Origin of the sequence: Vogesella margarita, from assembly GCF_028548475.1 — a bacterium.
In the GTDB taxonomy this organism is placed as follows: domain Bacteria; phylum Pseudomonadota; class Gammaproteobacteria; order Burkholderiales; family Chromobacteriaceae; genus Vogesella; species Vogesella margarita.
In genome coordinates this window covers 285253-300648 of the sequence record NZ_JAQQLE010000003.1, presented here as the reverse complement: position 1 = coordinate 300648, position 15396 = coordinate 285253, and the positions used below count along the sequence as shown (strand labels likewise).

The window sequence follows — 15396 nt, the reverse complement described above, 5'->3', positions numbered from 1 at the left end:
GGCTTTTGGTGTAAACTGCCACGCCTGTTTCCGGATAATTGCAGAAAGAACGCACCATGAAGCCGCATATTCTCGACACCCTCCACCAAGCCCGCAGTGCGCTGGACGCGCTGCTGGCCAATCCGGCGGCGCTGGCTGCCATCGGCGACGCCGGTGATGCGCTGGTGAAGGCCTTCCGTCAGGGCAAGCGGGTGTTCAGCTGCGGCAACGGCGGCTCGATGTGTGACGCGATGCACTTTGCCGAGGAGCTGTCTGGCCGCTACCGGCTGAACCGCAAGGCGTTGCCGGCGGCCAGCATCAGCGACCCCAGCCACATCAGCTGCGTCGGCAACGACTACGGCTACGAGGCGATCTTCTCGCGCTATCTGGAGGCGCACGCCGGGCAGGGCGACGTGCTGCTGGCGATCAGCACCAGCGGCAGCAGCAAGAACATCCTTGCCGCGGTGAACGCGGCCAAGGCGCTGGGCGTCACCGTGGTGGCGCTGACCGGCCGCCCCGGCTCGGTGATCGGCGAGCTGGCCGACATCGACGTTTGCACCCCCGGCGGCCAGTACGCCGACCGCGTGCAGGAGCTGCACATCAAGGTGATCCACATCCTGATCGAGTCGGTAGAGCGCGAGCTATTCCCGGAAAACTACGCCTGATTGTCATCTGCATGAAATATAAAGCCTGCGCCAGCGCAGGTTTTTTTTTATTCAATTGCGACATGGTGTTACGGATTTTTCTTCGTGCTTTTCTGCTGGTGTCCAGGCTTTATTAGTTAAGGATTGGCATAAAAATCGTTCCGGTATGTTCTGGCAAGGCCTGGCTTGTGGATTGTGCGTTGAATATTACAAATTTCGTCATGAAATTGCTTATAGGCTATGCCTTTGGCAACTAAGTAAAAACACCGAGTGCAGAAAGATCACATTGCACTAGGCCCGGGTTGGCACTAGACATCAACAGTGATGTCATCGGGATTACCCCTGCTGACGCGCTCAACCCACCGGAGCCACCCCCATGCTGCGCAATCCCACCATTGGTCAGCGTCTCAGTTTTCTGGTTGTCGTCCTCCTTGCCATTGCCGCCTTTCTCGGCGGCTACGGCATGTATACCCAATCCAAGATTCTTGCCGACTTTTCAAGCACCTATCACGACCGCGTGGTGCCGTTGCAGCAGCTGAAGCTGGTGGCGGACGGCTACGCGGTCAGCATTGTCGACGCCGCGCACAAGGTCCGCGCCGGCGCGCTGAACCGCGACGGTTTCCTCGCCAATCTGGACCGGGCCCGCGCGCAGATCCGCCAGCAGTGGCAGGCCTATCGCGCCACTGAGCTGACCGCGCAGGAGTTGCAGCTGGCGCAGGATGCCGAAACCAGCATGAAGCAGGCGGATCACAGTGTCGACCGCCTGCGCGAACTGGTGGTGGCCGAAGATAGTGCCGGTTTGCAGACGTTTAATGACACGCAGCTTTATCCGGGGCTGGATCCGGTATCCGGGCGCATCTCCGCGCTGATCGACCTGCAACTGAAGGTGGCGGCACAGGAGTACGCCGCGGCCGAGGCCGACGCCGCCTTCTGCGCGCGGGTGTCACTGGCGCTGATGCTGCTGGGCATGGTGCTGGGCGCGGCGCTGGGTTACACCATCATCCGCCGCCTGCTGTCGCAGCTGGGCGGCGAGCCGGATGATGTGGTGGCGCTGGCCGGGCACATCGCCGGCGGCGACCTCAGCCGGCAGCTGCCGGTGCGCGCCGGTGACCGCCACAGCATCGTCGCGTCGATGGCGCTGATGCAGCAGGCGTTGATCGCGCTGGTGTGCAATCTGGACGGCATCGTGGCGCGGCTGACGGTGAACGCGTCGGAACTGGCGGCCGCCTCGGAGCAGGTGGCGGTCAGCGCCGAGGAGCAGACCCGCTCCGCGGCGTCGATGTCCGCCGCGGTGGAGCAGCTGTCGGTGAGCATCGCCTCGGTCAGCGACAATGCCCGTGATGTTGCCGCTGACGCGCAGGCGTCCGGCAGCCTGGCGCAGCAGGGGCAGGGCGTCATCGAGCGCACCGTGTACGCGATCCAGCAGGTGGCAGAGCAGGCACGCGACGCCAGCGCCCAGGCGGACCAGCTCGGCAACAAGTCGCAGCAGATCGCCAACGTGGTGCAGGTGATCCGTGACGTGGCGGAGCAGACCAATCTGCTGGCGCTGAACGCGGCGATCGAGGCCGCCCGTGCCGGCGAGCAGGGGCGTGGCTTTGCCGTGGTCGCCGACGAGGTACGCAAGCTGTCGGAGCGCACCGCGCACTCCACTGCCGAGATCAGCAGCATCATCGGCGAGATGCTGGACAACAGCCAGCGGGTGGTGGCCGGCATACACGGCACGGTCGGGCAGATGGAGGATGGCCTGCAGCAGAGCCGGCAGGCGCAGGGCGCGGTGGCCGGCATCGGCGACAATGTTGGCCGCATCAACCACGCCATCGCCGAAATCTCGGTGGCGCTGGTGCAGCAGCAGGCGGCCGGCAGCGGCATCGCCGGCAATGTCGAGCAGGTGGCGCAGATGTCGGAGGAAACGTGCAGTGCCGCGGCGCAGACGGCAGCATCGGCCGGCCAGCTGGAGCAGATGGCACACGAGCTGAAGGCGGCCATCGACTTCTTCTCGTTGCCCGTCGCCAGCGCGCCGGTGCGTGACACGGCGTTCACGCCGTCGCTGGTGAGCCGGCTGCAGCCGGCCTGATGTCGGGCTAGGCCTTGCCTGGCGACACGGCCCCGGGCGGGGCCGTGTTGTTATGGCGACTCAGGCGGCGACGGTTTCCTGCGGCTGGCACACGTCCACCCAGTGGCCGTCGACCACGGCGACTAGCTGCGCCAGGCTGATGCGCACCGCGGTGTGCACGTCGCCGGCGGCGGGCAGCACCTCGTCGAAAGCCTGCAGCGAGCTGTCCAGATACACCGGCAAGTCGGTGGCGAGGCCGAACGGGCACACGCCGCCGACCGGGTGCCCGGTCAGCGCCTCCACCTCGTCGGACGGCAGCATGCGGCCCTTGCCGAAGGCTTCCTTGAACTTGCGGTTGTCGATGCGGGCATCGCCGCGCGCCACCAGCAACACCACCCGGCCGTCGCCCAGGCGGAACGCCAGCGTCTTGGCGATGCGTCCCGGCTCGACCCCGTGCGCCTCGGCCGCCAGCGCCACTGTGGCGGTGCTGGTTTCCAGCTCGATGATGGCGATATCCAGTTGGCGGGCGGCAAAAAATTCACGGACGGATTGCAGACTCATGGCGACCTCGGCTCGATAGCGAAGCGCTTATCTTGACAAGGTCGGCGGGGTTTGAACATCCCCTGCGGTGGACGTTGTGGGGTATCGGATGCCGCCTGATTGGATGCTGTGCGAGGGGGTAAATTGACGCGATGGTGACAGTGGCCGTTATCTGTTGTGTTGTGAGGAGTGTTCGGTGTGAAGGCGTAACATCTATGCAATCATTTTGAATTAATTTGGAATTATCAAAAAAATTTATTACTTGCCTTTTCTATTGATTTTAAAAAAATATTTTGCATATATTTTTCATTTAAATTATGTCTAATGCATTTAATTTAAATTTTGTTTTTATTTTAAATTATTTGTTTATAGTTTGCTCTGCACTGCGCCTTTGCTTGTTCGTATTTCTACGGATTCACATCGAGTCTGGTTTGTTGTATTATGTTAAAAGAATATTTTTCAAGTAAAAAACTAAAGATGCAAAATAAAGTCATCGAAGCGGCTAAAAATGTTTTTTTTCAGCAAGCTGCCGCATTGAACGCGATTGGTGACAAGCTGGGTAGCGCCTTCGTACTGGCGGTTGATCTTTGCTTGCAATGTCAGGGGCGGGTCATCGTCAGCGGCATGGGCAAGTCCGGTATCGTTGGCCGCAAGATCGCGGCTACGCTTTCTTCTACCGGTACAGCAAGCCACTTTGTTCACCCCGGCGAGGCTTATCACGGCGATCTGGGCATGATCCAGTCTGGCGACGTGGTTATCCTTCTGTCGTATAGTGGCGAAACTGACGAAGTGCTCAAGTTGTTGCCGTACCTCAAGCATGTTGATGCAAAAATCATTGCCTTGACTGGGGATGTCAACTCGACCTTGGCACGTAATGCTGATGTCACACTGAGTGTCCGGGTCGAGAAAGAGTCCTGCCCTAACAACCTGGCACCTACCACGTCCACGACCGCCACCATGGCAATGGGCGATGCGCTGGCAGTTGCTCTGATCAGGCTGCGTGATTTTCAGCCGCACGACTTTGCTCGTTATCACCCAGGTGGCTCTCTAGGGCGTAAGTTGCTGACCCGGGTTCAGGATGTGATGCATTGCCCGCTCCCCCGCAATTTGCCTGCCGATTCGTTCAAGAAGGTTGTCTCCGTCATTACGCAAGGTTGTGTTGGCATCACCACGGTCTGCTCGGAACAGGGCGAGTTGCTTGGGGTGATTACCGATGGGGATCTGCGTCGCGCCATTGAAAAATACGAAGACCTGAAGCAGCTAACTGCGCGTGACATCATGCACACCAAACCCGTCACCATCGGTGCTGACGAGATGTTTGCCAAAGCCGAGTCGCTTATGGTGAGTCGCAAACTGTCGTCGATCATCGCTATAGATCAGGCAGGCAAACCTGTCGGGATCGTCAAGTTCTTCGACGCATCATGAAACGAACTGGTCTAGAGGTACAAAGTGCCACGGTAATGGCGCTTTTTCTGCGTGAATTAAGAACGCGCTTTGGTGAGTACCGTCTGGGTTATGTCTGGGCGGTGCTGGAGCCGGTTTTTCACATAGGCCTGACGCTGGTGCTGTTCGGGGTATTGATGTCCCGTGTCATGCCCGATATTTCCTATCCGGTGTTCCTGATCAACGGTGTTGTGCCGTGGCTTTTGTTCAGCAGTGTGGCCACCCGTTCCCTGAATGCGATCGAGGCCAATAGCGGGCTGTTCAGTTATCGGCCAGTCAAACCCATCGATACCCTGATTGCCCGCAGTTGGGTCGAGTCGCTGATCTTCGGTCAGGTCTACATTGTGCTGACCGTGCTGATGTGGGCTTTGGGCGATCCGATCCGGCTGGACGACCTACCGTTGCTGATCGTGTCGCTACTGCTGTTGCTGCTGTTTTCCTTCGGTTTTGGTCTGGTACTGATGATTGTCGGGGACATGTCAAAAGAAATCGCCAAGGTGGTTACGCTAGCACTCAAACCCTTGTATTTCGTATCGGGCATTATGTTTTCCCTGCACTCGATCCCAGAGCAATACCACCCTTACATTCTGTGGAATCCGGTGGTGCATGCCATCGAGTTGGCGCGCCATGCCGTTTTCCACCAGTACGACGCTCAACACGTCAGCCTTGGCTATCTTGCGGTCTCGGCTCTGGTGATGCTGTTCGTCGGGCTGGTGCTGTATCGCCATCGAGAGGAGGCGATGTTGACCACATGATCGAACTACACAATCTCAGTAAATCCTACCGGACCCCGAAAGGACGCCATCACGTCTTTCGCGATCTGAACCTGGTGATCCCATCGGGGAAAAGCGTCGGCCTGATCGGCCATAACGGCGCCGGCAAATCGACACTGTTGCGCATCATGGGCGGCATCGACCGGCCCGATTCCGGCCGGGTGATTACCGACAAGACCATTTCCTGGCCGGTTGCCCTGGCTGGTGGTTTTCAGGGCAGCATGACCGGGCGTGAAAACGTCAAGTTCGTCTGCCGTATCTACTCCCGCAAGGAGAACATTGCCAGAAAGCTGAACTTCATCGAGGAGTTTGCCGAGATCGGCAAGTACTTCGACATGCCGGTCAAGAGCTATTCGTCCGGCATGCGTTCGCGGCTGGCTTTCGGCCTCAGCATGGCTTTCGACTTCGATTACTACCTGATCGACGAAGTGACCGCGGTGGGCGATGCGGCATTCAAGGCTAAGAGCGCAGCGCTGATGGCGCAAAAGCGTGAACAGGCCAATTTCATAATGGTGTCCCATAGTCTTGGGTCGCTCAAACAATTCTGCGATGTGGCGGTACTGCTTGACCGCCAGGGCGCGCACTACTTCGAAAACATTGATGAAGCCATCGAAACCTACCTCTCCCATGAAGTTGATAAAAAGCCTGCCTGACCTGCTCTTCCGGCGTACGCCGGGTAAAGCGAACCTGCTCCTGTGGCTCATCGTGCTGCCGATGCTGTGCACGGCTGTCTATCTGGTTGCCGTTGCGAAAGATCGCTATGTAAGTCAGGCCACCGTTGTGGTCAAGCGTTCCAGTGATATCGAAGGCTCCGGACTGAATCTTGGGATGCTGCTTGGGGCGGCCAACCCTGTTGCCCGCGAGGATGCGATGTATCTCAAGGAGTACATCCTGTCGCTCGACATGCTGAAAAGGCTGGATGCACAACTGAAGTTGCGCCACGAGTTCGGCAGTGCAGGGTTCGACCTGTTGCACCATCTGCCGGCCGATGCCACGCAAGAAGCATTTCTCGAGTATTACCGCAATCGTGTTGAGGTCGGCTACGACGATAAAAGCTCGCTGTTGACCATCCGGACCATCGGTTTCACTCCAGTTTTCGCCTTGCGCTTCAACAAGGCGGTACTGGCCGAGTCGGAACGTTTCATCAACGAGCTTTCGCATGGCATCGCCCGCGAACAGATGCGCTATGCACAGAGCGAGCTCGATCAGTCCTATGCTCGATTGAATAGTGCCCGGGAGCGACTGCTTGCCTACCAGAACAAGAACGGCGTGCTTGACCCACAGGCCAAGGCCGAGGCCGCCAGCAAGCTGATTGCCGAGATGGAGGCGCGCCTCGCCCAGATGGAAGCCGAGCAGCGCAACCTACAGACCTACCTGAATACTGATGCGCCGCAGGTGCAGGGTATCAGTAACGGTATCAATGCCTTGCGTGAGCAGATATCGGCGGAAAAAGCCAAGCTCACCGCGCCAGAAGGCGACAAACTCAACCGCAAGGCGGCCCAGTTCCAGGAGCTCAAAGCGCAGGCCGAGTTCAATGCCGATCTCTACAGGCTGTCGCTCACTGCTGTCGAGAAAATCCGCATCGAAGCCGCGCGCAAGCTGAAAAACCTGGTGGTGGTGGTGTCGCCCCAACTGGCAGAAGAAGCTGAATACCCGCGCAAATTCCACATTCTGGGCACGCTGTTGCTGTGCCTGTTCTTGCTGTATGGCGTAACCAAGCTGGTGATCGCCATCGTCGAAGATCACAAAGACTGAGTCCGATGAAACCAATCAACAAAACCATCCCCCTTGCACTGATGCTGGCAGGGATGATCACGCCAGCCAGTGCGATATCACTGCTCCCGCAAGCGGGAACGGACAATGTAGCAGGATTTGGCCAAACAGCCGCCGCAGCACAGCTGCGCCAGAAAGACGTCGAAACCGGGCCGGAGGTGTTGCCTCCAGTCGCGCCGGTGACCAGTCGCATGTTCGGCGCGCAACTGTTCGGCGGCATGTTCCGCAACGCATTGGGGCCAGGCTTCAATCCCAGCTACCAGATCAGCGTCGGGGATCGTATCCAGCTGCGCATGTGGGGGGCGTTCATGTTTGATGGCCAGCTGGTGGTAGATCCGCAGGGCAATATCTTTGTCCCCAACGTGGGGCCTGTGCGGGTAGCGGGAGTGAGCAATGGCCAGCTCAATAGCCAGATCGAAGCTCAGATCCGTCGCGTCTATGTCTCCAATGTGCAGGTTTACGCCTCGCTTGATGTGGCACAACCGGTGAAGGTTTTTGTTACCGGTTTCGTCAAACAACCGGGCCTGTACGGTGGGGTAGCGTCCGACTCGCTGCTGTCTTATCTCGACAAGGCTGGTGGTGTCGATTCGGCACGTGGCAGTTATGTCGATGTGGTGGTCAAGCGTGGCGATGTGGTGCGCCGTCGCATCAATCTGTACGACTTCCTGCTCAACGGCAATATTGATCTGGTGCAGTTCAATGATGGTGACGTGATCGTGGTTGGCCCGCGCAAACACACCTTCAGTGTCGAGGGAGAAGTATTCAACGCTTACGACTTCGAATTCGACCAGTCCAGCGTCACCCTGACACGTGCCCTGCAGGTTGCCCGCCCCAAGCCCGGTGCCACCCACGTTAGCATCGTGCGACGACAGGGTACACAAAAGCGCAGCGAGTACTACCCATTGGCTGATGCGGCCAACGTTGTGCTGCAGGACGGTGACAGCCTGATTGTGTCAGCCGACCGCTACGCCGGCACCATCCAGGTCCGCATCGAGGGGGCCCACTCCGGCGAGCACGCTATCGTATTGCCCTACGGTGCGTCGATGAAGGATGTGCTCGACAAGATCAATGCCAACTCCATGTCGCGTGTCGACGCCATGCAACTGTTCCGCAAGAGCGTGGCACAGCGCCAGAAGGAAATGCTGGACGTTGCCCTCAACAAGCTGGAAGAGAGCGTGCTGTCGGCCCGCTCCGCCACATCGGAAGAAGCCAATCTGCGGGTGAAGGAAGCCGAACTGGTGCTGCAGTTTGTCAAGCGTGCCCGCAATGTCCAGCCCAAGGGGCAGGTGGTTCTCAACGATAAAACGCTAGCCACCACCCTGCTGGAAGACGGCGACGTGATCCGCATCCCTGAAAAGACGTCGGTGGTGATGGTGCACGGCGAGGTGCTGTTCCCGAATGCAGTGGGTTGGGAAGAAGAGATGAAAGCCCGCGATTATATCGACCGGGTTGGTGGCTTTAGCCAGGGGGCGGATGCATCAAAAGTAATGTTGGTCCGACAGAATGGTGAAGTGAAAGAGCTAAGCCGCTCTGCTGATATCTCTGCCGGCGACGAAATTATGGTTTTGCCTAAAGTAGAAACCAAGAATATTGAAATAACCCGTGGCTTAACGGCGATTCTTTACCAAATTGCGATTGCATCAAAAGTGATTTTCAATCTTTGATTTTTATTTAAAAGGTGTGGGCAAATGAAGGTATTGACTGTTTTTGGGACGAGGCCAGAAGCCATCAAGATGGCACCCTTGGTGCATGCTCTCCAGGCATGCCCTGAAGTAAAGACAAAGGTGTGCGTGACTGCTCAGCACCGCCAAATGCTGGATCAGGTTCTCGATTTATTTGAGATTGCTCCCGATTTTGATCTGGATATCATGAAGGCTGGTCAGACCCTACAGTCAATCACAATTGATATTGTCGAGCGGATGAACGATGTCTTTGATCAGTTCAAACCTGATTATGTATTGGTTCATGGTGACACTACCACGACCTTTGCTGCTGCACTGGCCGCATTTTATCGCAAGATTCGGGTTGGCCATATTGAAGCCGGTTTGCGCACTGGTGATATGTCCTCTCCGTGGCCTGAAGAGGGAAATCGCCGATTGACTGGCGTGCTGGCGGATTGTCATTTCGCACCAACCGAAGAGTCGATGGCTAACCTTTTGGCAGAGCAGGTCGCTCCCGAAAAGGTGTTGGTGACGGGTAATACAGTAATTGACGCCTTGTTGACTGTTCAGGATCGTCTGAAGAATGACTTGAATTTACGCAAAGAAGTGAGCCGCGATTTTTCATTCTTGCGAGAAGGTTGCAGCATGGTGTTGATTACCGCGCATCGTCGTGAAAATTTTGGTGAGGGAATCCGTAATATCTGTACTGCAATTGCCAAACTGGCCATGCGCTATCCTGATGTCGACTTTGTTTATCCTGTCCATCTCAACCCGCAAGTCTCCGGGCCGGCAAATGAAATTCTTGCTGACATCAGTAATGTCTATTTGATCGCGCCGCAAGATTATCTGCCATTCGTCTACTTGATGACTCGTTCCAAGCTGATCTTGACAGATTCTGGCGGTATCCAAGAGGAAGCGCCATCGCTGGGTAAGCCTGTGCTGGTGATGCGGGATACCACCGAGCGACCTGAGGCGGTTGCAGCGGGAACAGTGAAGCTGGTTGGTTCGCAGGTTGATAGTATCGTTAGTGGCTGCATCGACCTTCTGGATAATGAGGTTAGTTACCACAAGATGTCACATGCACATAACCCATATGGAGATGGACAAGCAAGTCAGCGCATTGTCGATTTTCTGGTTGGCGAGAAACAGCGTATTTTCGCGTAATTAATAATTATTTTTTAAATAAATATTCTTAATATTGTAAATAGGGTGTGGTTTTATGAATTTTAATACTGTTTCGGTTGTTGGTCTTGGCTATATTGGTTTGCCTACGGCAGCTGTTATTGCTAGTAATGGTATTCGAGTAGTCGGGGTTGATGTCAACCAGCATGCAGTCGATACCATCAATCAAGGCAAGATCCATATCGTTGAGCCGGGTCTGGAGGAGCTGGTCAAGCAGGCCGTCGCCGACGGCCACCTGAGCGCCCACTCTACCCCGCAGAAAGCAGACGCCTTCCTGATTGCCGTTCCTACTCCTTTCAAAGGTGAGCAGCACGAGCCGGATCTTAAGTATATCGAGACTGCCTCCCGTGCGCTGGCTCCGATCCTCGAGAAGGGCAACCTGGTAGTGCTGGAGTCCACCTCGCCGGTTGGTGCCACCGAGCAGATGGCCAAGTGGCTGGCCGAAGAGCGCAGGGATCTGACCTTCCCGCACACCGTGGCTGAAGGTCAGATCCCTGACATCTTTGTGGCGCACTGCCCCGAGCGTGTACTGCCTGGTCAGGTTATCCGTGAGCTGGTCGAAAACGATCGCATCATCGGTGGTATGGATGCAGCGAGCACCGAGGCCGCTTCCCAGGTCTACAAGATGTTTGTGAAGAAGGGAGAGTGTATTGCCACCGACGCCCGTACCGCCGAGATGAGCAAACTGACCGAAAACGCCTTCCGAGACGTCAACATCGCCTTTGCCAACGAGCTGTCGCTGATCTGCGATAAACAGGGCATCAATGTGTGGGAGCTGATCTCGCTGGCCAACCGCCACCCACGCGTCAACATCCTGCAGCCTGGCTGCGGCGTGGGCGGTCACTGCATCGCGGTCGATCCCTGGTTTATCGTCAACCAGAATCCGGATGCCGCCAAGATCATCCACCAGGCGCGCCTTATTAACGACTACAAGCCGCACTATGTGGTCGAGAAGGTCGAGCGGGCTGTCGCTGGTCTGGCTAACCCGAAGATCGCCTGCCTGGGCTTGGCCTTCAAACCGGACATCGACGACCTGCGTGAAAGTCCTGCGCTAGATATCACCAAGACCCTGGCCAACAACTCTGCCTACCAGATCTTGGCTGTCGAGCCCAATATCGAGACCTTGCCGCTCGCGCTGGAAAACCGTAATAACGTGGCGCTCTCCACTCTCTCTGATGTGCTGCAGCAAGCCGATGTGATCGTGATCCTGGTTAAGCACAAGCAGTTCTTGGGCATGACCAAGCACGACACTAGGTCCCGCAAAATACTTGACTTTGTTAACGCCATTCAGTAATTAACAATGTGGCTATGTTAGCATGGCCACGTTCACATCATATGTGAAAATGAAAAATCAAAAAAACAATCGAGTTACTAAGAGAAAAGTGACTGCAACGTCCAAAGCTGATTTGGAAAAGAAACTAGATCTGGTAACTAGTGCGGCTGCAGAAAAAATTGAAATACTAGAGGGTGAAATTGAAGCATCCTCCAGTCAACTGCGCGAAGCTCGGATAAAATACCGAAATGTTACCAAGCAAGTTGCTGGTTATAAGCAAGAGTTATCGCTCATCGGAAAGAAATATGGTGAGGCGCTTGAGCAACGAGATGTTATTGAACAGCAACTGGCTCTATTAAATCATCAGGTTGAACAGCTCAATAATAACCTTTTGGAAAAAGATAGTGCCCTGTCAGTCAATATGGCGGTGACACAGTCAATCCAGTCTGAACAAGAACACATGAAGATGGAGTTTTTACGTTCCAGACTTGCTCTTCATGACATGAGACAAGAACTAGCACGTGTTCAAGGCGAGCTGGGCGAGCAGCGCCTGAAAGCAGCTAATCTAAAAAATACTCTTTCCTACCAACTTGGCCATGCGCTTATTTTTTCCACCAGAAGTTGGAAAGGTCTCCTCTCTTTACCCCTAAAGCTGTTGGCATTGAAAAAAATTGCCAAGGAGAGGCGTAGAATTCCTGTTCCCCCGAGCATGCAACCTACGCCATTGCTTGAAACGACTGATATCACCGCCCGGACCGATATCCTTCATCTTGAACGTGCAATCGAAAAACTTGTGCTCGATACTGGTGATGGTATCACCAATGCACTGCGACGTCTCAAAGTCGCAAGCATTATGGATGAATTTACTTATCTCTCCTACGAGCCTGAATGCAACCTGCTGCAGCTTACTCCGCAGAACTGGCTGACCGAGCTCGAATCATTCCGCCCGGAATTACTGATGATTGAGTCGGCATGGCGCGGTAAGAATGATCTCTGGGGCAGTAAAGTCGGACACATGAGTCAGGAAGTCGTCAGTATCGTCGAGTGGTGTCGCAGCAAGAATGTGCCTACCATCTTCTGGAACAAAGAAGATCCGGTTCATTTTGAGACTTTCCTAAATACAGCCAAGCTGTTTGACTATGTATTTACCACGGATATTGACTGCATCAGCCGATATAAGACAGCACTTGGTCATGATCATGTTTATTTCCTGCCATTCGCGGCCCAACCAAAGGTTAACAACCCAATAGAGAGTTATCAACGTCGGGATGCGTTCTGCTTTGCCGGTGCTTACTATGCAAAATACCCTGATCGCACCCGTGATCTTGGTGATTTCTTACTGAGTCTGCCCAGTTTCAAACCGGTTGAAATATATGACAGAAACTATGGTAAGAACGATCCTAATTACCAGTTCCCGGCAGAGTATCAGCCATTTATCGTCGGTACGCTACCCTACAGTGAAATCGACAAGGCCTACAAGGGCTATTACTACGCTATCAATCTGAATTCAATCAAGCAGTCGCAGTCGATGTTTGCACGCCGCGTCTTTGAGCTGCTGGCCTCCAATACTATCACCGTCAGTAACTTCTCCCGCGGGGTCCGTGCCATGTTTGGCGACCTGGTCTTTACGGGTGACTCGGGGAGTGAGTTGGTCAGACGGTTGAAGAGCATCGCCGGTAATCCGTTGAAAGTGAAGCAGCTACGACTGATGGCCCTGCGCAAGATCATGCTGGAGCATACCTACCAGGATCGGCTCGCCTACATCTATTCCAAGGTAAGCAGCACACCTCTGGAAAATATGCTGCCCGCAATCTGCGTCACTGGGTATGCCAGAACGATAGGAGAGTGCGGCACCTTGATGCAGCACTTCACTCGTCAGACATATGACAAAAAGCGCCTCGTTATCGTGACAACCAATGGACTGGATACCACCGGACTAGAGCCTCAGGACAATGTCACCCTGCTGAGCGCATCGGATGCCGAGCAGATCAGGCTGCGCGATACTTGTGGAGGAGCATGGCTATCGGTCATGGTGGTGGAAGACTATTACGGTCCCCATTATCTGACTGATATCATCATTGCTACGCGTTACACCGACGCCCAGGTCATTGGGAAAGGCGCTCTTTACAAGCTCAAGGATGGCAATCTGCAGCTGAATCATGGCGAATGCATCTATCAAGAGATGTCCAGCCTGCCGGCTCGGTGTAGCCTTGCATTTGGCCCGCAGATCCCCGAAAACAATCTTCGAGAGTGGATCACTAGTCTTTACACCTATCACTATGAGAATGCCCGTGCCTTCTCGGTGGATGAGTTTAGCTACTGCATGAATGGTGCTGATGAGGCAGAACGCTTTGATGCATTCAATGCGCCGAAACTGACCACCGGCTATGGCCTGGCCGAGCTCAATCAGGTCGCCGAAAATTGCCAGCCATTCGAGCGCGCGGTCGATGATCTACCCACGTTACACGCTACAACCCTGAACGAACTTCTGGAGCCGGCCAAGCACACCCAAGTTTCTGCTTTGATGGAAAACGGTTTGCTGATACTGACCTCTTCATTGCCTGACGGCAAGCATGAGTACTGGTATGCCAAGCGAGAGCACTCTCTGTCCGAGCTCAATGTGCAAAATGGCAAGCTGCGTCTGCATATGGAGACCTCTCCGGGTCTGAACCTGCAATTTGTCCTCTTCTTTATGGATGGGAACAAAGAGCGGATTTCCCATGTGGTGAAACCTGCCAATCGTAATGTGGAGGTCCCTCTTCCCCTAGGAACGGTGTCTGTCAAGTTTGGCCTGCGGATTTATGCCGCCGGCTCGGCCTCGCTGTCATCACTCATTCTTGATTTCAAGCCGCAGACCCCCTGCCAGCAACTGACATGCAACCCTTATCTGGTTATTACCAATAACTACCCCAGCTATAACGACCTTTACAAAAACGCCTTTGTTCACAGCCGTGTTAAGGCTTACAAGGAATCCGGCGTTGCCTGTGATGTCTTCCGTTTTAAGGCAGAAGCAGCGCTGTCCTACCATGAGTTCGAGGATATTGATGTCACTACGGGGGGGGCTGAGGCACTTGAGGTGCAACTGCGACACGGCCGTTACAAGCACATCGTGATCCACTTTATCGACCGCGGGATCTGGGATGTTGTCAAACATTATCTGGACAGGGTGCAGGTGACCGTCTGGACTCACGGTGCGGATATTCAGTCCTACAAGCGCCGTGCTTTCCTCTATGATACGCCCGAGCAACATGCCAAAGCGCAGGCACTGAGTGATGCTCGTCTTTCTTTGTGGCGAGAAATGCTCAGCCCCATGCATGAGAATCTGAAGGTCGTGTTTGTGTCGCGGTATTTGGCAGAAACATCCATGGAGGATCTGGGGATACAGATCCCGGCGGATCAGTATGCAATCATTCACAATCCGATTGACACCGACTTCTTTGAATACAAGCCAAAGAGGGCCGATCAGAGAAAGAAAATTCTTTCAATTCGGCCCTATGCCTCTCGCATTTATGCCAACGATCTGATGGTTAAGGCGATTGTGGAGTTGCAGCAATACGAGTTCTTTAAGGAGCTTGAATTCAGGATCATCGGTGATGGCCCACTGTTTGACGAAACACTCGCGCCGATTGCTGGGTTGGAGAACGTCATTATTGAACGGCGTTTTCTCAATCGTCATGAAATTAAAGCTTTGCATCAGCAATATGGATTATTTATGTGCCCAACCCGAATGGATACCCAAGGCGTATCACGGGATGAGGCAATGTCATCAGGTCTGGTTCCACTCACTAATGCGGTAGCCGCTGTTCCTGAATTTACATCGACAAACAATGCATGCCTTTCTGAGTCTGAGGATTATATTTCTATCTCTGAACATATTCGTGAAATGTACTTTTATAAGAATAAATTCTTAGATTTATCGCAATCTGCAGCAGCATCGAGGCGCGCTCTAGTCTCCACTCAAGATATTATCCGGAGAGAACTCGAGCATATCTCAGGAAAAAATAAAGTTTAAATTAAAATCTACTTGGTCACGTACGGAAAGCCCACCTGTCAACGACCATTGGTAGTGTGTGCC

General features: G+C 54.7%; 11 protein-coding genes. 10 read left to right on the top strand and 1 reads right to left on the bottom strand.

What is annotated here, in order from left to right:
* Positions 1-56 precede the first annotated feature (56 nt).
* Both PQU96_RS06155 and PQU96_RS06150 read left to right on the top strand, forming a co-directional pair.
* A complete protein-coding gene (locus tag PQU96_RS06155; RefSeq protein ID WP_272771364.1) occupies positions 57-644 on the top strand; it encodes an SIS domain-containing protein in 588 nt (195 codons plus the stop codon).
* Positions 645-999: 355 nt separating this feature from the next.
* Entirely contained in the window at positions 1000-2697 is a 1698-nt protein-coding gene (locus PQU96_RS06150) for a methyl-accepting chemotaxis protein (RefSeq protein ID WP_272771363.1), read from the top strand.
* Positions 2698-2757: 60 nt separating this feature from the next.
* Here the strand turns inward: PQU96_RS06150 and PQU96_RS06145 are convergent, their stop codons facing one another.
* Positions 2758-3237 (bottom strand): YbaK/EbsC family protein, encoded by a 480-nt coding sequence (locus PQU96_RS06145; protein WP_120810687.1) that lies wholly within the window; start codon positions 3235-3237, stop codon positions 2758-2760.
* A 420-nt stretch (positions 3238-3657) separates the two neighbouring features.
* On the opposite strand from PQU96_RS06145, the gene PQU96_RS06140 reads away from it, so the two are divergent.
* From PQU96_RS06140 to PQU96_RS06105, 8 genes are read left to right on the top strand one after another with little or no spacing between them, the layout of a single operon-like run.
* Positions 3658-4641 carry a KpsF/GutQ family sugar-phosphate isomerase gene (locus PQU96_RS06140; protein WP_272771362.1) on the top strand — a complete coding sequence of 328 codons (984 nt, stop codon included), beginning with the start codon at positions 3658-3660 and terminating at the stop codon, positions 4639-4641.
* A gap of 35 nt (positions 4642-4676) precedes the next feature.
* Entirely contained in the window at positions 4677-5414 is a 738-nt protein-coding gene (locus tag PQU96_RS06135) for an ABC transporter permease (protein ID WP_272771361.1), read from the top strand.
* Positions 5411-6085: an ABC transporter ATP-binding protein gene (locus PQU96_RS06130; RefSeq protein WP_272771360.1), complete on the top strand. Its 675-nt coding sequence runs from the start codon at positions 5411-5413 to the stop codon at positions 6083-6085. The genes PQU96_RS06135 and PQU96_RS06130 overlap by 4 nt, the downstream gene beginning before the upstream one ends.
* Complete coding sequence (locus PQU96_RS06125; protein WP_272771359.1) at positions 6060-7187, top strand: KpsE/RkpR family capsule polysaccharide export protein; 1128 nt, start codon at positions 6060-6062, stop codon at positions 7185-7187. The genes PQU96_RS06130 and PQU96_RS06125 overlap by 26 nt, the downstream gene beginning before the upstream one ends.
* A gap of 5 nt (positions 7188-7192) precedes the next feature.
* Positions 7193-8869, top strand: coding sequence for a polysaccharide biosynthesis/export family protein (locus PQU96_RS06120; protein ID WP_272771358.1), 1677 nt, complete (start codon positions 7193-7195; stop codon positions 8867-8869).
* 24 nt (positions 8870-8893) lie between these two features.
* A complete protein-coding gene (wecB, locus tag PQU96_RS06115) occupies positions 8894-10030 on the top strand; it encodes a non-hydrolyzing UDP-N-acetylglucosamine 2-epimerase (RefSeq protein WP_272771357.1) in 1137 nt (378 codons plus the stop codon).
* 55 nt (positions 10031-10085) lie between these two features.
* A complete protein-coding gene (gene wecC / locus PQU96_RS06110) occupies positions 10086-11342 on the top strand; it encodes a UDP-N-acetyl-D-mannosamine dehydrogenase (protein WP_272771356.1) in 1257 nt (418 codons plus the stop codon).
* A 22-nt stretch (positions 11343-11364) separates the two neighbouring features.
* Positions 11365-15333: a glycosyltransferase family protein gene (locus PQU96_RS06105; RefSeq protein ID WP_272771354.1), complete on the top strand. Its 3969-nt coding sequence runs from the start codon at positions 11365-11367 to the stop codon at positions 15331-15333.
* The last annotated feature ends 63 nt before the right edge of the window (positions 15334-15396 follow it).